This is a genomic window from Streptantibioticus parmotrematis (assembly GCF_019890615.1).
GTDB classification, from domain to species: domain Bacteria; phylum Actinomycetota; class Actinomycetes; order Streptomycetales; family Streptomycetaceae; genus Streptantibioticus_D; species Streptantibioticus_D parmotrematis.
Genome location: NZ_JAINVZ010000001.1, coordinates 439,174 through 458,730, shown reverse-complemented (window position 1 = coordinate 458,730; position 19,557 = coordinate 439,174). Strand labels below are relative to the sequence as shown.

The following is a 19,557-nucleotide window of genomic DNA, read 5'->3' as shown; positions in this document are numbered from 1 at the left end:
CCCGACCAGCGGACATGCTCAGCACTTCGTGCCGGGCGCGCGGCGGCTCCGGCCACGCGGGGGTTCCGGTACGCGTCCCGCTGATGCGACCGACGCGGCCGACCGGATCAGCGGGGCGTACGCCCCGCCATCCGTACCGGCCGCCAGTCCCGGCAATCCGACCGGGCCGTGACGACGAATGCCGAATCGCACAGCTCAAAGCCCAGGAAGCGCTTACGTTCCCCGCAACACTAAGAACTGGTAAAGAAATCGGCTTTCCGGCTGGGGAGTTCATCCCCCCGAAAGGCGGCCCAACCATCGATCTTGCGCGAGCGGTTCATACCGAAGGACCATTTCGGCTACGGAATTTGCGGCAGACACCCGAGCCGACGACGCCGGGGACGCACTACCGGTCTCCGCGTCGCGACGCCCCCGTGGCCCTCCGACTCGTCCGGCGGGCGGTGGGCTGTCCCGGCAAGCGGCTCGACCGTCGGGGTGATGGGAAGCGGCACGTCGCGCCGCGACACCGGCGGCAGGGCCCGGGCCAGCACGATGAACGGTGTGTCCACCGTGAACGGCACGGTGGCGAAAGACCCCACGGAGCCCTCGTGACGGCCCCTTCTTCGAACGGCGGCGCGCCTCCCGCGCACTACGACGACCTGCGCGCTCTGGTGTTCAACTGCACGCTGAAACGCTCGCCGGAACGCAGCAACACCCAGGGACTCATCGACCGCAGCGTGGGCATCATGCAGGATCAAGGCGTGCACGTCGACGTCGTACGGGCCGTCGACCACGACATCGCCACCGGTGTCTGGCCGGACATGACGGAACACGGCTGGCCGGGCGACGCCTGGCCCGAGCTGTTCCGGAAGGTCCTGGCCGCCGACATCCTGGTACTGGCCGGACCGATCTGGCTGGGCGACAACAGCTCGGTGGCCAAGCGCGTGATCGAGCGCCTGTACGCCTGCTCCAGCCTTCTCAACGAGGCGGGGCAGTACGCGTACTACGGCCGGGTCGGCGGATGTCTGATCACCGGGAACGAGGACGGCGTCAAGCACTGCGCCATGAACGTCCTCTACAGCCTTCAGCACCTCGGCTGCGTCATTCCGCCGCAGGCCGACGCGGGCTGGATCGGCGAGGCCGGGCCGGGTCCCTCCTACCTCGACCCCGGATCGGGCGGGCCGGACAACGAGTTCACGAAGCGCAACACGACGTTCATGACATGGAACCTTCTGCACCTCGCCCGCATGCTCAAGGACGCCGGTGGCATCCCCACTCACGGAAACCAGCGCACCGTCTGGGATGCCGGCTGTCGTCACGACTCCGCGAATCCGGAGCACCGGTAGCCTCGGCGCGCGGCCGTCGCGACCGCGCTCATCGGGGCTGCGGTCGCGCGCAGACGGCGACGCCGGGCTCCCGCTCGCTGCCCAGGATCAGGTGTTCGCCGGTCGTGCAGACGCTGGTGACCATGCGATAGCCGGAGCGTCGGCGGCGCAGGTGGTGGAGGACGCGGCCGTGGTCGTCGAGGGCGAGCACACCGATCGTTCCCGCCGGGCGGTACGGCGCCCGCACGGCGACCCGCGCCGCGGCGCGGCGGACCGCGGGTGAGGCGCGGTGCAGCAGGTCGAGGGCGGGAAGGCGCGGACTGGCCAGCGCCACCCAGATCGGCCCGTCCGGGCCCGCCCGCCAGAGGTTGTCGGGCATGCCGGGCAGCGTGGCGAACGGTTCGGCGTGTCCGGCGCGGGCGCCGGTGACGTGGTAGCGGGTGAGGCGGCAGGCGCCGGTCTCGGCGACGACGAGGAACGAGCCGTCGGCGCTCAGGGCGAGTCCGTTGGCGAACTGGAGGCCGTCCAGGAGGACTTCGGGCTCACCGCCCTCCGCCGGGAGCCGCAGCAGGCAGCCGGTGCCGGTGTGTTCGACGATGTCCCCGATCCACCGGTCGAGGGGATGGCGGCGGCTGGAGACGGTGAAGTACACGGTGCCGTCGGGCAGGGCGACGGCGTTGCTGCAGAAACCGAGCCGCTCTCCCCCCGCCCGGTCCGCGAGGACGCGGACGCTGCCGTCGTCCACGCCGACGCACAGGAGCCCACGTTCGGCATCGCATACCAAGAGGTCACCGTCGGGCAGGAGTTCGAGCCCGAGGGGCCGGCCGCCGGTCTGCGCCAGGGTCTCCACCCGGGCCGAGCCGGGATCGCCGAGGTGGTGGAGGCGGAGGACACGGCCGTCGGCCGTGCCGGTCAGCACGCGTCCGTGCGGGTCGGCCACCACGTCCTCGGGGCCGCGGGAGCCCAGGTGGACGTAGTGCAGCGGGACGAGTGGAGTGGACGGGGTGGGTCGCTCCATGGGCTGCCCTTCCGGAGTCGGGTCGCCCATCCTGCCAGGGTTCGGCGGAAGGTCGCCGACCTTGCCCGAAGGGTCGCCTCCGTGATGGGTGTGGTGGTCGGTGATCCCGTTCGCCGGGGCAGATTCCCGTACCCTCCTGGACCGCTGACGTCCGGGGACCGCACTCGCCGGTCAGCCGCGGCTCCTCGCTCCGGACCCGCTCCACGGCGTTCGTCGCGCAAACCCCGAGCGCCCCGCCGGAGTCGCCGACGACCGTCTCACCTGCGGGTTCGGCGCCCACGAGGTGGCTCACGCCACCAGTTCACCGGATGCCCCTCTTGCCAGGGTCACCGGCGTCAAGTCGCGGGCCGGGGTCTCCGTGGACGAATCCTCCCGGCGTGGCGCCTCGTGACGGGAAAGTAGCATGCGCATCACACACGTGGCGGACTTCGGCAGCCGTTCAACTCGGCACACTTCAGCCGGAGTTCCCCAGCACAATCCCTCAGGAGAACGCCCATGGCTCCACACGCTTCCCATCGGCGGAGACGGAACAAGGTGGTGACGACGGTCGCCGGGGGCGCGGCCGCGCTTCTCGCCGTCGGCGGCACACTGTTCGCCGGCTCCGGCGCCCAGGCCAGTCCGGCGGCCGCCCTGTCCGGCGCCCAGCAGCAGGACTTCGTCGCCGCGGCCGGGGAGTTCCACGTTCCCGCGCCGGTGCTGCTCGGCGTCTCCTACGAGGAGTCCCAGTGGGTCTCGCACAGCGGGCGCTACAGTTCTGACGGCGGATACGGGGTGATGAACCTCGCGGACGTCACCCCGCGGATGGTCGCGGGCGGCAGCGCGGGGGAAGCGGGGCGGCACGAACTCGCCTCGGTCTCGGCGAACCCCGCGATGCACACCCTCACCACCGCTGCCGCCCTCATCGGCGCGCCCGCCTCGCAGGTGCGCGACGACGACCGGCAGAACATCCGGGCCGGCGCCGCGCTGCTCGCGTCGTACGAGAAGAAGATCACCGGCGGGGGCACGCCGTCCGATCCCGGCCAGTGGTACGGCGCGGTCGCCCGCTACAGCCAGTCCACCGGTGCGGCGGCAGCCCGTTCCTTCGCGGACGCGGTCTTCCAGGACGTGCGGCACGGCGCTTCCGCCACCCCCGGAGGGCAGCGGATGAAGCTGTCGGCCGACTCCGCGGTCCAGCCCCGTACCTCGCAGATCACCGCGTTGCACCTGAACGACACGCAGCCGGACCCCCAGGCGCAGTGTCCCGCGCGGCTGGACTGCCAGTTCGCCCCCGCGAACACCGCCAACTACCAGGTCGCGAACCGGCCGGCGGACGGGGTCGACATCCGGTACATCGTCATCCACGACACCGAGTCGTCCTACCAGGCAGCCATCGACAGCTTCCAGAGCCCGGGCGGCGACGCGGCCAACTACGTGATCCGTTCCGCGGACGGCGCAGTCACCCAGTCGGTGCCGAACCAGGACGTGGCGTTCCACGCGGGCAACTTCTGGTTCAACATGCACGCCATCGGCATCGAGCACGAGGGGTTCGCCGCGCAGGGCGCCACCTGGTACACCGACGCGCAGTACCGCTCGACCGCCGTCCTGGTGCGCTACCTGGCGGCTGAATACCACATCCCGCTGGACCGCGAGCACATCATCGGCCACGACAACGTGCCCGGTCCTCAGGACGGTTACGTGGCGGGCATGCACTGGGACCCGGGCCCGTACTGGGACTGGAACCGCTTCATGCGCATGCTCGGCGCGCCGGTGGACTCCACTCCCCACGGGGTGGGCCCGGTCGGCTCCCCGATCACCATCGACCCCGCCTTCGCCGACGACCAGCAGACGGTGAACGTCTGTCCCAGCGACGACGGCACCGGTTCCACCAAGACCTGCACCGACCAGACCGGCGCGTCCAGCATCCTGTACGTGCGCACCGCGCCGGACGCATCGGCCCCGCTGGTGAGCGACCCCTACCTGCACTCGGGCTCCGCTGCCGGCAGCGACGAGATCAGCGACTGGGGCAGCACGGTCTCGGCCGGTCAGCAGTTCGTGGTCGCCGACCGGTCCGGCGACTGGACCGCCATCTGGTACTCCGGCAAGGAGGGCTGGATCTACAACCCGGACGGTGTGAACACCACCCCGGCGCACTGTGTGAAGGTGGTCAGCCCCGCGTCCGGTACCTCGACGGTCGCGCTGTACGGGTCGGGCTACCCGAAGGCGTCGGAGTACCCGGCCAATCTGTCGCCGTCCACCCAAGTCCCTTTGAGTCACTACCAGTTCCCCACCGGGCAGGCGTACGTGGCGACCGCCGCGGCGTCCCCGGCCGACGACTTCTTCCACAACCCGCCGGACACCGTCGTCAAGGGCACCGAGTCGTACTACACCATCCAGTACGGCCACCGGCTCGCCCTCGTCGACTCCGCCGACGTCACCACGTCGGCACCGTGACGACACGCTGAAGCGGTGGCCGCGCTCGGGAGACCGGGCGCGGCCACCGTCTTCGCCTTTCGTGGGTCAGATGCGGTCGGCGGCGATGAGGAGGTACTGGAACGAGCCGTCCCGGTAGGAGTTGAGGAAGGCGTCCTCGATGCCCGTCACGAGTGAGGAAGTGGCGCGCAGTTGCCAGTAGGGCAGGGTCGCGGCGGTCAGGTCGATGACGGTTTGGGGAACGAGCCGGTTGTCCGCCATGGCGCGCAGGTATTCGCGGCGGGAGTGGATGTTGCACTCGAAGTGCGCGTTGATCTGGGAGACCCACTTCGACGGTTGGCCGTAGCGGGGGTTCCAGCAGCCGGTGATGGTGACGTACCGTCCGCCGATGGCCAGGACGCGCGCGTGCTCGGCGAACAGGTCGTTCAAGTCGACATACATACTCGACTCGTTGTTCCACGAGGCGGCGATCTGCCCGGTGTCGAAGGGCATGTGAAGCATGTTGCACACGCGAGCGTGGACGTGGTCGGCGATGCCGAGGTCCTCGGCGCGTGAGTTGGCGAAGTCGGCCTGCTTCGCCGACAGGGTGAGGCCTTCGACGGCGCACCCGAAGCGCTGGTGGGCCATGACCATCGAACCGCCGCGTCCGCAGCCGGCGTCCACGAGGGTGTCATCGCGCCCGATGGGACCCAGGTGGTCGAGGAGGCAGTCGGCCTGGGCCGACTCCAGCCGGTGGAGCTCGGCGATCAGCCGCTCCTCGTGCCGCGCGTCGTCGCTCGCGCCGACGGCGGCGTGGTCGACGTCGCCGATGCCGTAGTGGTGGTGGTACAGGCCGTCGACATCGCCGAGACGCAGGTTGACCGGTCGGGCCTCACCGTCCCAGTAACGGGCGATGTCCCCCTGGTACGGCGTCTGCGGGCGCGGGATGGACGGGGCTGACGTGGAGGTGGAGCCGGTGCCGATCATAGGCTTCTCCATTCACCAGAAGTCGGGCAGGCTGTAGCGGTAGGTGTTGGTCTGGTGCCAGTAGTGGTTGCCGTCCACCCACACGGCGACGCCCCGGAGGAAGCGCAGCAGGTTCGGCAGCGCGTGGGCGGTGGTCAGTGCCGCGACCTCGGCCTCGAAGGCGTGCATCAGGTTGTTGTGGATCTCGACGGCCTTCAGGTAGGCATCGCGCTCGGACAGCGCCTCACGTTCGGCGATCACCACCGGGAGGTTCAGGTGGTTGCCGGGGCTGGCGAGCTCCTTGGTGTAGGAGTACAGGTCGTTGACGAGGGTGGTGGCGTTTCCTGCGAGCGCGATGATCCGCTGGACGGCGGGTTGAGCCTGGAGGTCCGCGGGCAGTTCGTAGCCGCCGACGGTGTCGGTGATGGTGGGACAGGGACGGAAGTTGTTGAACTGGCGCATCGCCAGGTATTCCCACACCTCGGGAACGTACTCGGTCTGTGTCCACGCGGCCTCGGCGAGATATCCCATGTGCAGGCGGGCCATGTCGTGCCGGTAGCGGTCGGCCTGGGAGGGACCGGCCCAGTCGAGGAAGTACTTCATGGCGGACCGGTAGGCCCTGCGGGGGGCGTCGGACTGGAGCGACCGCGCCCACGCCGACTGGTATTCCTCCGCGGTGTGCAGCGGGTCGAGGGCGGTGTGCGCGAGCAGGAGGCGTCCCCCCAGGCCGATGGGCGAGCCCCCGTGATCCTCGCAGTAGCAGTCGTCGACGGCGTTCTCGGCGACCATCAGGCGTGCGGCGACCATGAGGTGGTCGATCGTGGGTGCGTCGGGGTGGCAGGCGACCATGTAGCGTCCGACGAAGAAGCCGTCGAACTGCTCCTCCCACTCCTCGGGGTACAGGTCGACCTCGTCCATCGCCCAGGCTTTGATCCTGCGGTCGACCTCCGCCACCCGCACCGGGTCGGGCTCCGGCACCGGGTGGTAGTACAAGCCGGGGACCGGGTTGCCCACCGGGTCCGCGGCCTTCCGGGGCCGCTGCGGGTAGGCACTGGCCGTGCCCAGGCCCTTCGGGCCGCCCAGGAGCTGTTGCGCCTCGGGACCGGTCACCGGTACGTCACCGGGGATGCCGCTGGGAAGGGCCGGGTTCGGGGGGCCGAGCGGGTTCACGGGCTTTCCGGGCCGCCGCGGGTGGACCCCTGTGGTGCCCAGGCCTTTCGGGCCGCTCAGGAGACGCTCCGCCTTGGGACCGGTCACCGCCGCGTCACCGGGAATGCTGCTGGGAAGGGCCGGGCGGGGCGACGACAGCGCAGGGGCGTGGGGCAGGCCCCCGGTCGCCGCCGTGGGTTCGTCGACCCGAACAGGCCTGCACACGGGATGTGTTGGCGCGGGATGGGAAGCGGTCCCCGGCGGGTGCTCGGCCAGGGGTGGGGGCTCGGAGGAGGACATGGTGGCTCCTTGACGTGGCAAGTGGCTGCCGGGCCGGGGCCGACCGGGTGGAACCGGTCCGGGTCGGCCGACGGGCCCGTCTCCTGGTCACGGCAGGAGCGCGTCAGTCGCCCTTGCGGCCGATCTGCACATTCTCCAGCACGCCCAGTGCGTCCGGGACGAGGATGGCCGCGGAGTAGTAGGTGGACACCAGGTAGGAGATGATCGACCGTTCGTTGATGTTCATGAAGCGCACCGACAGGCCCGGTTCGTACTCGTCCGGCAGACCGGTCTGCCGGAGTCCGATCACACCCTGGTTGTCCTCGCCGGTACGCATGACCAGGATCGAGCTGGTGTTGTCCGCGGTGATGGGGATCTTGTTGCACGGCAGGATGGGCACCCCCCGCCACGCCGGGACCTGTTGACCGCCGAGGTCGACGTGGGTCGGGTAGAGACCGCGGGCGTTGAACTCCCTGCCGACCGCGGCGATGGCACGGGGGTGGGCGAGGAAGTACTGCGAGCCGCGGCGACGGCACAGCAGCTCGTCGAGGTCGTCGGGGGTGGGCGGGCCGGAGTGGGTCTGGATGCGCTGTTTGAAGTCGGCGTTGTGCAGCAGGCCGAAGTCCCGGTTGTTCAGCAGCTCGTACTCCTGGCGTTCGCGCAACGCCTCGATGGTGAGCCGCAACTGCTGCTCGGTCTGGTCCATCGGATCGTTGTAGAGATCGGCGACCCGGGTGTGAATCCGGAGAACGGTCTGGGCCACCGACAGTTCGTACTCGCGCGGATTCAGGTCGTAGTCGACGAACGTGCCGGGCAGCTCCGGCTCACCGCTGTGGCCGGACGACATGGCGATCTCGGCCTCACCGTGACGGTTCTGCCGTTGGTGAGGAATGGTGCTGAAGTTGCGAATGTGGTCCTGCAGGCCTCGTGACGAGGACAGCACGGCGTCGAAGTCGTCCTTGGAGAGGGTCAGCAAGGTGCCGGCCGTCTCGGCGGTGGCCGTGTGTTCCCACTGTCCTTCGCCGTCCAGCAACGCCTGGTCGCCGAAGCGGTCGCCGTCGGCGAGGACCGCGACGGCCACCTTGTTGCCGAACTTGCCGACCGACGTCTGGCGTACCCGCCCGTGGGCGATCAGGTGGAGCCGGTCGGCGGACGTCCCGCCCTCCACCAGCGTCTCCCCGGGCTGGAAGTCGCGTTGCACGCACCGGTCGGCGATCGCCTTCAGCACCTCCTCGTCGTCGAAGCCACGGAGGAAGGCCAGTTCACCCAGCTCGCGCGGGATCACACGGACCTGGGCGCCGTCCTGGATGAAGTCCACCCGTCCGTCACCGACGGTGTAGCTCAGTCGACGGTTCACCCGGTACGTGCCGCCCCTGGTCTCCACCCAGGGAAGAAGCCGCAGGAGCCACCGGGAGGTGATCTCCTGCATCTGCGGAACGGACTTGGTCGTGGTCGCGAGGTTGCGGGCAGCAGCCGTACTGAGACTGGTCTGCTGGGGGTGCTCCGGCTGCGCTTGCGGGTCGGCTTCGACAGTCATCGATCGAACTCTCCCTCGTAGAGGTGGGTCCATGAGCGCGGGGCTGGCAGAGCGACGGGCAACCTGATGTCTCAGGCTCCACACGATCGTTCCCCGCCGGAGGAGAGGTTGATTCGATGGTCCGACAACATTGCCGCGATGGGATGATCTTGCCGCGAAAGGGTTGACGCGGGGCCCCAAATCCCTTATCAACCATCAGAGTTGACGGGATTCACCCGGAACGCTCCCGATACCTATCAGCCCAGGTATGGTCAGTTAATCGGTCGACACCTCGCGCAGACCGAACCCCCGCGCTCTCATGCCGGCTTGGCACCGGTGACGAGGCGTTCGCTGTGGAAGAAGGCGGACACCAGGCGCCAGGCGACCGTGTCGACGAGCAGCAGTGCGGCACCGATGACCACGGCGACGGTGGTGGTGGGTTTGACGACGTCGAAACCGACCAGCGCCGTCACCGCGAGCGGTGGCAGGCTGGCGAGCGAACTGAGTTGCTGGGCGACGCGGACGTCACCGGCACGGGTGGACACGGCGATGGCGGCCCAGATCGACCAGAGTGCCAGCAAGGGCGTGAACAGCAGTTGGGCGACGATCCTGGGGACTTCGAAGATGTCGTGCGCCACGTTCGCGTGCGCGAAGAGCCCGACAGCGGCGAGGAAGACCCCGTACATCGTGTAGGCGACCCCCAGCGCCGGCAGGAAGACCGCCAGGGCCTTGCCGAGCAGGAACTCGGACGGGCGGATCGGGGTCGTCAGGACCGGCTCGAGTGTGCCCTGCTCCCGTTCGCCGACCACCGCGTACGAGGCGACGACCGCCGGGACGAGTGCCGGGATCAGCATCAGCTCCAGTGTCGCGACGCCGACCAGGGCGTCGAGCCTGGACGCCGGGGCGTTCGCGGGAAGTTTGAAGACGGTGATCACCGGTTCGATCATGAACAGCAGCGGCATCACCGCCATCGTGGTGGCGATGAGGCGGTTGCGCCGGAAGTCGTTCAGCTCCTTGCGCACCAGGGCCAGGATCCTGGTCCGGCTGAGCCGGCCCGTGGCCCGTTCGGTGGGCTGCTGCGGCCGTACCTGGTTCGTCATCTTCGTCATCTTCGTCATCGCGCCTGTGCCTCCACGTCCTCGTTGACCAGTTGGAGGTAGACCTCCTGGAGTGAGTGGCGTGAGGGGTTCAGGGTGAGCAGGTCGGCGCCGCCGGTGACCACGGCGCGTGCGACGGCGGGGGCCGCCAGGTCCGCGTCGGTGATGGTCAGCACGTAGGTGGTGTGCTCCCCCGCGTCGTCGCCCCGGCGCCAGCCGTCCACTCCGGGCAGGTCGGCGAAGACGCTGTCGGGCTCGGTGAGCGGCGCTCGGGTCGAGACCTCGAGGGTCTTGGCGAACAGGCGCTCGCGCAGGTCGTCGGGGCGGCCGATGGTGCGCAGGGTGGTGTTCAGGATGCCGACGCGGTCGCACAGTGCCTCGGCTTCGGCGAGGCGATGCGTGGTGAGGAAGATGGTGACGCCACGCTTGCGCAGGCCGTCGATGAGCTCGTGGACGTCGTGGGCGGCCAGCGGGTCCAGGCCGGAGGTCGGCTCGTCCAGGAACAGGATGCGGGGGTCGCTCAACAGCGCACGGGCAAGGCCGACCCGCTGGCGCAGGCCCTTGGAGAGCGAGCGGCACGGGTCGTCGGCGCGGTCGAGCAGGTTGACGGCGCGCAGGCTGCGCTCGATGCGGCTTCGCCGATGGTCGAGCTCGTAGAGCCCTGCGAAGAAGTCGAGGTTCTCGGCGACGCTGAGGCGCGGGTACAGGCCGGGTGATTCGGGCATGACGGCGATCCGTCGGCGGATCTCGCCGCTGTTGGCGGGGTGCAGGGGCAGGCCGGCCACCGTCGCGGACCCGGAGGTGGGGGCGAGCAGGGTGCCGAGCGTCCTGACGGTGGTGCTCTTCCCGGCCCCGTTCGGCCCGAGGAAGCCGAACACCTCCCCGTACTCGACGGACAAGGTGACGTCGGCGAACGCGGTACGCCCGCCGAAGCGCTTGGTCAGTCCTTCGACGACGATCGCGGGCCCGGAGGGCGGTGCCTGGTCGCGCGTATTCGCGCTCTCTCGTTCCACAATTTAAGTGATATCACTTTGATGTCTCGCATGCCAGACCCTGGACCGACGCAGGACGGGTCGCGCACCGGGCCGGGTTCACCCGAGACCTGTACGGGACGACGGGGAGCCTCCGGCGGAAGGGCGGCGATGCCCGTGGCGATGTCGCCGTCGGCACCGCTGATGGCGCCCGGGCGCGCGGGTGATGGCCCCCGGGCGCGCGAGGAGGACGTCAGCGAGGTGTTCCCCGTCGAACTCGGCGCCATCGGCGAGCGCGGGGGCCAGGCGGCCCAGTCCGGTGACGATGCCCGGAGGATTCGGCGACCATCCCGGCGTAGGCGGACCGCGGTGTCTGTCCGACGACGCCGGTATCGTCGTGGCCGAGCTCGTCTTCGGCGGCATGACCATCACCGCGCCGCTGCGCACCGAGCGCTCTTCCCTCGCTCAAGTACGGTTTTCCATTGCCGAGTTGCTTACTGCCGTCATCAGGGGTCGGGCCCCGGCGCAACCCACGCCGCATGCCACACGGGCTCGCCGCCGCGCAGTGGGCGACGGCGAGCCTGCTCGCGTGGCCCGCTGCACGTCTACCAGCAGCTGCGGGGCCCGGTGGCCGTTCTCAGGTCGGCTTGCGCCACACGGAGATGTGCTTCACGGAGTCCTGGGTGAACGGCGTCCCGTCCCAGTCCGCGACGCGACGTTCCCACTCGAGCCCGGCGATCCGTGCCATCAGGTCGAGCTCCGCGGGCCAGGCGTACCGGTGCCGGGAGTTGCCTCGGCGGAAGCGGCCGTCGTCGCCGTCGCGGGTGAAATGATGAGAGACGAGAATCTGGTCGACGAGGTCGAAGGTGTCGAAACCGAGATGCCGCTCGGAGACGTCGAACGGCACGGCGACCTGGCCGGGCGGCAGCAACCGCAGCGGCGGCACGCCCAGTTCGATGACGAATCGGCCGCCGGGCCCCAGATGACGTGCGGCGTTGCGGAAGCACTCGACCTGCTCGTCCTGCGTGAGCAGATTCGTGATGGTGTTGTAGACGAGATAGACCAGGGTGAACTCGCCGGGGACGACGGTGGTGGCCATGTCCCCGATGACCACCGGGAGCGTGTCCTCGTCGATCTTGCGCCGCAGGACCGCTGCCATGTGCTCGGACAGTTCGATGCCTGCCACCGGTACGCCACGTTCCCGGAGCGGGACGCCCACTCGTCCCGTCCCGATGGCGAACTCCAATGCCCGGCCGTCTCCGGCCAGTTCGGAGAGGAAGGCGAGAGTCGGTCCGAGAACGGCGTCCGAGGACACCTCGGTCGTCTCCGCGTCGTAGCGTTCGGCAGTCCCACGGGTCCACAGCTCACTGCTCGTCACGGGTGTCCACTGTGCCGGGCCGGAGGGGCGTTGTCGACGCGTTTATCTTGCACCAGCTGCACATCGTCCCGTCTGCCGGATGAGTTGCCTGGTGAACGCCATCGCCTTTGGTCGGCAGTTCTGGTGTACAAATACGCCCGACGAATTGTGACTGAGGGGAGACAGCCCGACTGGCTGTCTCCCCTCAGTCGCCTTCGATACTGCCAGTGTTCCGGGTACCGGATCAGCAGTGCGCGATGCTCTTAGGGCCGCTCACCCAGCCCAGAACACTGATGCTGACCCAGCCCTTGGTGTCCTCGCCGGCCAGGCGGCCGTAAACCCACTGATTCCCGTAGTAGTTGGACACTGCGCACCATGCGTAGAAGGTGGAACCCTGACGGTAGCTTGCGATGGCCGTGCAATCCTCCGACGGCTCTATAAAAAGGTTACTGCCCGCCATGAGTTTTGTAGTCGTGTCCGAGTTGTTCGCTGTTGCCACGTAGTCGCAGGGCGACGAAGCGTTTGCGGTGCCCCCCGCTACGACGGTCAGCCCGGCGACGAGGACGGCGGTAGCACCAACTACCCCTGCACGCTTGCTGAAACGCATGAACCCCTCCCTTGGCGCGGCTCTTTGCCGCACAAAAAGTATGTCCGACAGCCGACAGATGAGGCCAGCGATTTCCGGACGGCTTCGGCAGCGAGACCGATTCGCCAGCGGCACTCGCAGGTGTCGCGATTATCTGGTACCGCTTCCCGGGAATATATCCACCCTTCCCGCGACGCCAACCTTCCATTTATCGCGCTTTAGCAGTCCAGTAACAGTGTGTCGTCGCCGCTGTTCAGGGGCACATCTCCGAGGGTATTGGGATGATGCGCCGTCAGGCAGCAGTGAGTTCAGACCTCGGACGCGGCGTTGGCGTTTACGCGTGCAACGCAAGAGGGTTCTGGACCTCCGCAGATCAAGACTCTGGACGATTGGCACAAACAGCGGCTGTCAACGGCAGCCAAGAACTTGGCCAGTTCCACAGCCTGCCCGGCCCCGACTTGTGGTGGTGGCGCAGGCACCACAGGATCCTCACCGGAGGTCTCGGGCGCTCGCTCCGCTCAGTCGGTGCCATCGACACCGACCCTGAGGCAGCATGATCTTCAACCTCGGGGGTCACGGGACAACTCCTGGCGCGAACCTCATGTGTGCCAGACCCACCGCTACGCACGACCAGCGGCTTCGGCGCCCAGAAAGGGCCGAGGCCGCCGGTGCCGGGGCTTCACGTCGGAGGTTCCGCCGCTGGTGCTGTGGCACCGTCGACGATTGCTTTCAGCGCCTCGATATGGCCGTTGAAGGCGTTACGGCCGGTGTCGGTGAGCCGGGCCCGTAGTTTGCGGCGGTTGCCGCTCAGGCGGCGTTCCGTCGTGACGTACCCGGCTTCCTCGAGTGTCGTCAGCTGCTTGGACAGGGCCGAGTCGGACAGGTCGAGTCGTTCCTTGAGGAAGGCGAACTCGGCCCAGTCGGCGGCTGCCAGGGTCGCCACCAGCGACAAGCGGGTGCTGGGATGGATCAGTTCGTCGAACCGCGCCTTCGTCATGCCCGCACCCATCGGCGCAGTACGCGCAGGATCTCCGGTCCGCCGAACCCGACGACGGCCGCGACCAGCAGCCCCGCCCAGATTCCGGCATGCCTGGCACCGTCGGCGTCCACCGCGAGCGCCGCGAGGACGGTGACGGCGACGAGCCCGACGAGCATGCCGACCACCACCAGCGGGATGCGGTGACCGGCGACGGCCGCGCTCACTTGTAGCCGGTCAGTGCGCCGGCGCCCGCTCAGCAGACGCGAGGCGAGGAAGGAGTGCCCCGCGCCGAAACACAAGGTCGCGATCACGGCGACCCAGGAGGGCAGCAGATCGTCGAGCACACCCAGCACGGCCCAGCCAGCTGCCATGGCCCACCAGTAACCGCGGGGCAGGCCGACCTCTTCGGCCACCTGGCGCCGCGCACGGTCAGCCGCGTCAAGAGCCGTACGCGCCTGATCCGGAGCGATGTTGTCCACCACAGACCTCACTTTCCCGTCGGGAAAGTAACGCTCCTCTTTCCCAACAGGAAAGTCAAGGGTGGATGCGGATCCGAGGAATCGGCCCGCGCACGGCCGTTGAAGGGCGATGGAGGGCACGAGGGTCCGTCACCCATCAGAAGATCCAGCAGGCATCCTCCTGCGGGCGAGGACCGCCGCGCCGACTGCGATTCGGTCGACGGACGCCACGACCCGAGAGCCGATCGAGCCGGGCGGCCCGGCTCACCGTTGCGCGCGAGTCTCCGTGTGCGACCGGGGTCCAGTGGGGCGTCAGGCTGTCTGCCCGCTGTCCATCGCCTGCGCCAACTTCGCCGTGGCGTCGGTGACTTGCGACTGCGGCGGCGCCGTCACGTGAACCGGCGTGCCGAAGTCGCTCAGTCGCATCGTCATCGCGACCTGCACCTCCTGGCTCTGGCCCGAGGTGCTGCCGCCGGGAGGCGCCGAGGCGGAGGCGGTCGGCCGCACGGTCATGGCGACCGTCTCCTGCCGCACCCGGTGTGAGGTGTCGATCCACACGTCCACCGGAATCCTCCCGACCACCTGGGCCTTGTTGGCGGTCGCGCCGGCGATCTGGGAGGGCGAGAGACTCAACCGGTAGTGCGTGGTCGGCACGCCGTCGATCGTTTCGGTACCGACCTTGGTCGCCCCTTGTGGGTTCCGCAGATAGGCGAGTTGCTGGGCGGCGTCGGGGGCCTGGTTCTGCGTGTCCGCCGCCGCGTGCGGGATCTTGGTGGTGTCCACGCTGATCCAGGGCTTGCCATCGCTGAGCTGCCGGGTGGCGGCGGAGGCGGGAAGCTCCTCGTAGAGAGTCGTGCCGAGCACGCGCATCTGCACGTTCTGTCCTGCCGCGCTCAAGGTGAACTGGCCGTCGGCCGCGCCGCTGTCGCCCATCCGCGTGACGCCGCTGCCGTGCACGGACTGGGCCTTGCCGTCCACCCGCACCGTCTCCTGCAGGGCGAGCCGCGCCGACTTCGCGTTCGCCGTCGCCGTCCGGGCGGCCTCGACCGACGCCGCAAGACTGGCATCAGCCGCCCCGGACGACGACTGCGTCGAACCGTCGGCGGAGTGGGACGTACCGCAGCCGGTGAGCACACCACCGGCCATCAGGATGCCGCTGCTCAGCAATGCCGTCCGTCGCAGTGCGGAACGAGTGCCCCTGCGTGGAGAGTTCATGCCCATCCTCCCTTTCCGGGTGTCATCGCTCAACGAGCGCTCGCCACCTCGCCTGCCCTTCGGCATCGGATTCAGTCCGACGAGCCACGGCCACCACCGCCCTGGTATCCGTACGGTGTGGCCGCTCCCGGCCCCTCCCGCGTCGTCGTGGACCCCGTCAGCGCCCGTGACCGGCCGGGACGGGTGCGAGGCGATAAGTCTCCTCGTGGGAAACGACATGACCCGCCGTCGGCGGTGGGAAGTGGGTGCCCAGGACGAGGGTGTCGGTGCCGGCGAGTGACGCGAGCAGGGTGCGGCGGGAGTGCTCGGACCGCTCGGGGTCGATGTCGACGCAGGCTCCGACACCTGGGTGGGCGAGTTGGAAGGGGTGATGAATGCAGTCGCCGGTGATCAGGGCCTTGTGCCCGGCATCCGAGAGTTCGACGGCGACGTGGCCGGGGGTGTGGCCCGGGGTGGGCAGCAGGCGCAGGCCGGGCAGGAGGTCCGCGCCCTCGGCGGGGACGTCGACGAGGTCGAGCAGTCCGGCTTCTTCCACGGGGATGACGGAGTCGCGGAACATCTGCCTGCGGGCCTCCTCCATGTCGTATCCGGCCCAGAACTCCCGCTCGGTGCGGGACACGACGTAACGGGCGTTGGGGAAGGTGGGAACCCACCGCCCGTTCTCCTGGCGTGTGTTCCAGCCGACATGATCGGCGTGCAGATGCGTGAGGATCACCAAATCCACCTCGTCCGGCGGGAATCCGGCCTGCGTCAGGCGCTGGAGGTAGTCGGTGCGCAGGTCGTGCCAGGCGGGGTTGGCGCGCTCCTTGCCATTGCCGATGCCGGTGTCGACCAGGACGCGCAGCCCGCCGAGAGTGAAGGCGAAGCTGTGGCTGGCGAGGCGCAGAAGACCTTCGTCGTCGGTGAAGTGGGGGTGCAGCCAGTCCTGGGTGGTGACGAGGTCAGGAGTGGCGTCGGGCAGGAGCCACTGCCCGGTGGCGGGCGGCAGAACGATTTCGTCGATGCGGTGGACACGGATGCCGCCCGCGCTCCACCCGGGAACCTCGGCCGGGGCCGGAGTGGCGGGCGGGGTGGAGATGTTCATGGTCGTCCCTTCGAGCAGCGGCTAAAAGCCATGCGTTTGCGTTAACAGCATCGTAGGCCCTACAGTCACCTAACGCAAAGCCTTAGCTTTTAACGGCTCCCGGGGCAACCCTCCCGGCCTCTGACGAAAGAACAGATCCATGCCCACCAGCGACCTCTCCCCCGCGCAAGCCGCCCACTGGGCCGCCCGCGCCGGGCTCCCGCTCCTGCCCGACCGCCACGCCGCGGTCGCCGCCACCGCCCGCCACATCCACTCCGTGGTCGCCACCTTGCGGGAGCTGGAGTTCGGCGACGTCCCACCCGCCCTTACCTACCAGGCAGAACTCGCCTACCAGGCAGAACTCACCCACCAGGCAGAACAGGACCAGCACGATGCAGCCGTATGAGATGTCGCTCGCCGAGGCCTCCGACGCCCTCCGCACCCGCCGCCTGTCCCCCGTGGAACTCACCGACTCCGTCCTGGAACGGGCCGGGCGCACCGAACCACACCTGCACGCCTACGCGAGCATCGACGCCGAACGCGCCCGCGACGCCGCGCGCCTGGCCGAACGCGACATCACGGCGGGCCGCCACCGCGGTCCGTTGCACGGCATCCCGATGGGCCTCAAGGACCTGATCGACGTGGCCGGGGCGGCCACCTCGGCCGGTTCCCGCGTCCGCGACGGCCACCACGCGCACAGCGACAGCACGGTCGCCGCACGCCTGGCAGCGGACGGGGCGGTCCTGGTGGGCAAGACGCACACCCACGAGTTCGCCTACGGCCTGACCACCCCGCAGACGCACAACGCCTGGGACCCCGCCCGGGTGGCCGGTGGGTCGAGCGGCGGATCCGCTGTCGCCGTGGCGTCCGGGGCCGCGACCTTCGCCCTCGGCACCGACACCGGCGGCTCGATCCGGGTGCCCGCCGCGCTCAACGGCGTCGTCGGCCTCAAGCCCACCTACGGCCTCGTTCCCCGGCACGGCGTCACCTCCCTGTCCTGGTCACTGGACCACGTCGGCCCCCTCACCCGCACCGTCGAGGACGCCGCCCTGGTACTGACCGCGCTGACCGGACACGACCCGCGCGACCCCGCCTCCCTCGCCACGCCCCGCGCCGACTACCGGCCGGCCGCCCGCACCGAACTCACCGGCCTGCGCGTCGGCATACCGCGCACCTACTACTTCGACCACACCGACCCCGCCGTGGAAGCCGCCGTCCGGCACGCCATCGACGAGCTCCAAGCCCTCGGCGCACACCTCGTCGAGGTGGACATCCCCATGACCCGCTACGTCCAGGCCACCCACTGGGGGCTGATGGTCCCTGAGGCCACCGCTTACCACGAACGCACCCTGCGCACAGCCCCTCACCTGTACCAGGACGACGTCCGCATCCTCCTGGAAGCCGGTGAGCTGATGACCGCGGGCGACTACCTGCGCGCCCAGCGCTCACGCACCCTCATGCGGGACGCGTGGAGCCGCATGCTCCGGGAAGTCGACCTCGTCGCCGCCCCCGCCGTCCCGGCCACCGCCGTGACAGCGGGCCAGGAAACGATCACCTGGCCCGACGGCACCACCGAGAGCGTCCCCGACGCCTACGTGCGCCTCTCCTCCCCCGCCAACATCACCGGCGTACCCGCCCTGACCGTGCCCGTCGGACAGGACGCGGCGGGACTTCCCATCGGCATGCAACTGCTGGGGCGCCCCCTCGGCGAGGACGTGCTCCTGCGGGTCGGCCATGCCTACGAACTGACCCACCCGGCACGCGGCCTCGCACCCGCGGCATGAACAGCCGGGAGCACTCCTCCACCAGACGCAATGAATGTGCTTTAAGGTGGATGCCATGAGCAGGCAGATGGTGCGCCCCGGCGGCCGCGGCGCCCGCGTCCAGGCATCCGTCCACACCGCTGTCCACGAACTCCTCGCGGAGAACGGGCGCGAGACACTCACCGTCCCGCAGATCGCCCGCCGCGCAGGCGTGACGCCGTCCACGATCTACCGCCGCTGGGGAGACCTCCAGGCGCTGCTCTCGGACGTGGCCGTCGAACGGCTGCGTCCCGACACCACGCCGGACGACCACGGCTCCCTGGCGGACGACCTCACCACCTGGGCCGAGCACTTCCTCGACGAGATGTCCTCCCCCACCGGTCGCGCCTACATCCGCGACGCCCTCCTCGGCGACCCCGACGGCGGCAACGCGGGCCAGTGCTCCGCCTACGCCGCCGAACAGATCGACACCATCCTCACCCGGGCCACCCGACGCGGCGAGAAGACGCCCGATACCGAGACCGTCATCGACCACCTCGTCGCACCCCTGATCTACCGCATCCTCTTCCGCCCCGACGGACTCGACACCACCCACACACACCAGCTCGTCGCCACCACCCTCGACCACACCTGACCCCTGCTGCCTGATGGTGTCCACGCGCTCGTCCGCCGCCGCCCTCAGTCCTCGCGCCCGGTACCGCGATCCGGTGCGGTCATGTCCCCCGTCGCGGGAACGCCGTCGGCGAGACCGTAGCGCAGGTACACGGTGCCCTTCGGGCTGGCGACCGGCGGCTCGAGGAGTGTGACGTTCGTGGGCACCTCACCGCCGTCGAACACCTTCTTGCCCACCCCGAGCACGATCGGATGCACCCAGAGGTCGAGACGGTCGAAGAGCTTCTCGCGCAGAAGGGACTGCACGAGGTTCAGGCTCCCGACGACCCTCACGTGCTCGTGCCGGTCGCGGATCTCGCGCACCGCGGCGCCCAGATCCGGCCCGAGCAACGTGGAACCGGCCCACGACAGGTCGGGCCTGCCGCGGGAGGCCACGTACTTCGGAACGCTGTTGAAGAGCGTCGCCATCGGGTTGTCCTCGCCGCCCTGCTGGTGCGGCCAGAAGGCGGCGAAGATGTCGTAGGTCCGCCGGCCGAGCAGGAGTGCGTCCGTGCCCTCGTACGCGGCACCGATCTGCGCTCCGGTGACGTCGTTCATCAGGGGCGCCTGCCAGCCGCCGAACGGGAACCCCACCGGGTCCTCGTCGGGGCCGCCGGGTGCCTGGCCGACCAGGTCGAGCGTGGCGAAGAGTTCGATGTGGATGAGGCCCATGTCCTGCTCCCGGCGCGTCGGTCGTCCCGTTCAGGTGTGTGCGATGGTGAGCCCCGGCGAACCCACTGCTGCGACGGCACCTGCTTCGTACGCGCCGACCGCGTCGCCGGACCCCTCGGTTACCA

At 69.4% G+C, this 19,557-nt stretch carries 18 protein-coding genes; 5 read left to right on the top strand and 13 right to left on the bottom strand.

Annotated features, from left to right (window positions below):
* Positions 1–587 precede the first annotated feature (587 nt).
* On the top strand, positions 588–1,325 hold the full coding sequence (locus K7472_RS02115; protein WP_222973328.1) for a flavodoxin family protein: 738 nt from the start codon (positions 588–590) through the stop codon (positions 1,323–1,325).
* Between the two features lie 28 nt (positions 1,326–1,353).
* Here K7472_RS02115 and K7472_RS02110 read toward each other — a convergent pair whose 3' ends face one another.
* A complete protein-coding gene (locus tag K7472_RS02110; RefSeq protein WP_222973327.1) occupies positions 1,354–2,322 on the bottom strand; it encodes an SMP-30/gluconolactonase/LRE family protein in 969 nt (322 codons plus the stop codon).
* A gap of 534 nt (positions 2,323–2,856) precedes the next feature.
* On the opposite strand from K7472_RS02110, the gene K7472_RS02105 reads away from it, so the two are divergent.
* Positions 2,857–4,752 carry an N-acetylmuramoyl-L-alanine amidase gene (locus K7472_RS02105; protein ID WP_308013726.1) on the top strand — a complete coding sequence of 632 codons (1,896 nt, stop codon included), beginning with the start codon at positions 2,857–2,859 and terminating at the stop codon, positions 4,750–4,752.
* Between the two features lie 66 nt (positions 4,753–4,818).
* Here K7472_RS02105 and K7472_RS02100 read toward each other — a convergent pair whose 3' ends face one another.
* From K7472_RS02100 to K7472_RS02050, 11 genes are all read right to left on the bottom strand, one after another.
* On the bottom strand, positions 4,819–5,697 hold the full coding sequence (locus tag K7472_RS02100; protein WP_222973323.1) for a geranyl diphosphate 2-C-methyltransferase: 879 nt from the start codon (positions 5,695–5,697) through the stop codon (positions 4,819–4,821).
* Between the two features lie 12 nt (positions 5,698–5,709).
* Positions 5,710–7,002, bottom strand: a complete 1,293-nt coding sequence (locus K7472_RS02095) for a family 2 encapsulin nanocompartment cargo protein terpene cyclase (protein ID WP_252395003.1) — start codon at positions 7,000–7,002, stop codon at positions 5,710–5,712.
* Positions 7,003–7,228: 226 nt separating this feature from the next.
* A complete protein-coding gene (locus K7472_RS02090) occupies positions 7,229–8,641 on the bottom strand; it encodes a family 2B encapsulin nanocompartment shell protein (protein WP_222973321.1) in 1,413 nt (470 codons plus the stop codon).
* Between the two features lie 296 nt (positions 8,642–8,937).
* Positions 8,938–9,738 (bottom strand): ABC transporter permease, encoded by an 801-nt coding sequence (locus tag K7472_RS02085; RefSeq protein WP_222973320.1) that lies wholly within the window; start codon positions 9,736–9,738, stop codon positions 8,938–8,940.
* Entirely contained in the window at positions 9,735–10,730 is a 996-nt protein-coding gene (locus tag K7472_RS02080) for an ABC transporter ATP-binding protein (RefSeq protein ID WP_222973319.1), read from the bottom strand. The genes K7472_RS02085 and K7472_RS02080 overlap by 4 nt, the downstream gene beginning before the upstream one ends.
* A gap of 595 nt (positions 10,731–11,325) precedes the next feature.
* Entirely contained in the window at positions 11,326–12,066 is a 741-nt protein-coding gene (locus tag K7472_RS02075; protein ID WP_222973318.1) for a class I SAM-dependent DNA methyltransferase, read from the bottom strand.
* Positions 12,067–12,289: 223 nt separating this feature from the next.
* Positions 12,290–12,652 carry a hypothetical protein gene (locus K7472_RS02070; RefSeq protein ID WP_222973316.1) on the bottom strand — a complete coding sequence of 121 codons (363 nt, stop codon included), beginning with the start codon at positions 12,650–12,652 and terminating at the stop codon, positions 12,290–12,292.
* A 658-nt stretch (positions 12,653–13,310) separates the two neighbouring features.
* Entirely contained in the window at positions 13,311–13,628 is a 318-nt protein-coding gene (locus K7472_RS02065) for a winged helix-turn-helix domain-containing protein (RefSeq protein WP_222973315.1), read from the bottom strand.
* Positions 13,625–14,092, bottom strand: a complete 468-nt coding sequence (locus K7472_RS02060; RefSeq protein WP_252394918.1) for a hypothetical protein — start codon at positions 14,090–14,092, stop codon at positions 13,625–13,627. Before K7472_RS02060 ends, K7472_RS02065 begins: the two co-directional genes overlap by 4 nt.
* Positions 14,093–14,380: 288 nt before the next feature.
* On the bottom strand, positions 14,381–15,283 hold the full coding sequence (locus K7472_RS02055) for an SCO4651 family lipoprotein (RefSeq protein ID WP_222973314.1): 903 nt from the start codon (positions 15,281–15,283) through the stop codon (positions 14,381–14,383).
* Positions 15,284–15,440: 157 nt separating this feature from the next.
* Complete coding sequence (locus tag K7472_RS02050) at positions 15,441–16,367, bottom strand: MBL fold metallo-hydrolase (RefSeq protein WP_222973313.1); 927 nt, start codon at positions 16,365–16,367, stop codon at positions 15,441–15,443.
* Between the two features lie 139 nt (positions 16,368–16,506).
* Here K7472_RS02050 and K7472_RS02045 point away from each other — a divergent pair, with 139 nt between their 5' ends.
* Genes K7472_RS02045 through K7472_RS02035 form a run of 3 tightly spaced genes read left to right on the top strand, consistent with a single transcriptional unit; the run spans position 16,507 to position 18,743 of the window.
* On the top strand, positions 16,507–16,752 hold the full coding sequence (locus tag K7472_RS02045; protein WP_222973556.1) for a hypothetical protein: 246 nt from the start codon (positions 16,507–16,509) through the stop codon (positions 16,750–16,752).
* Positions 16,739–18,130: an amidase gene (locus K7472_RS02040; RefSeq protein WP_222973312.1), complete on the top strand. Its 1,392-nt coding sequence runs from the start codon at positions 16,739–16,741 to the stop codon at positions 18,128–18,130. Before K7472_RS02045 ends, K7472_RS02040 begins: the two co-directional genes overlap by 14 nt.
* A gap of 55 nt (positions 18,131–18,185) precedes the next feature.
* The gene (locus tag K7472_RS02035; protein WP_222973310.1) at positions 18,186–18,743 is read left to right on the top strand and encodes a TetR/AcrR family transcriptional regulator; all 558 of its coding nucleotides are present in this window, start codon (positions 18,186–18,188) and stop codon (positions 18,741–18,743) included.
* Between the two features lie 44 nt (positions 18,744–18,787).
* Here the strand turns inward: K7472_RS02035 and K7472_RS02030 are convergent, their stop codons facing one another.
* Entirely contained in the window at positions 18,788–19,432 is a 645-nt protein-coding gene (locus tag K7472_RS02030) for a dihydrofolate reductase family protein (RefSeq protein WP_222973307.1), read from the bottom strand.
* Positions 19,433–19,557: the final 125 nt, after the last annotated feature.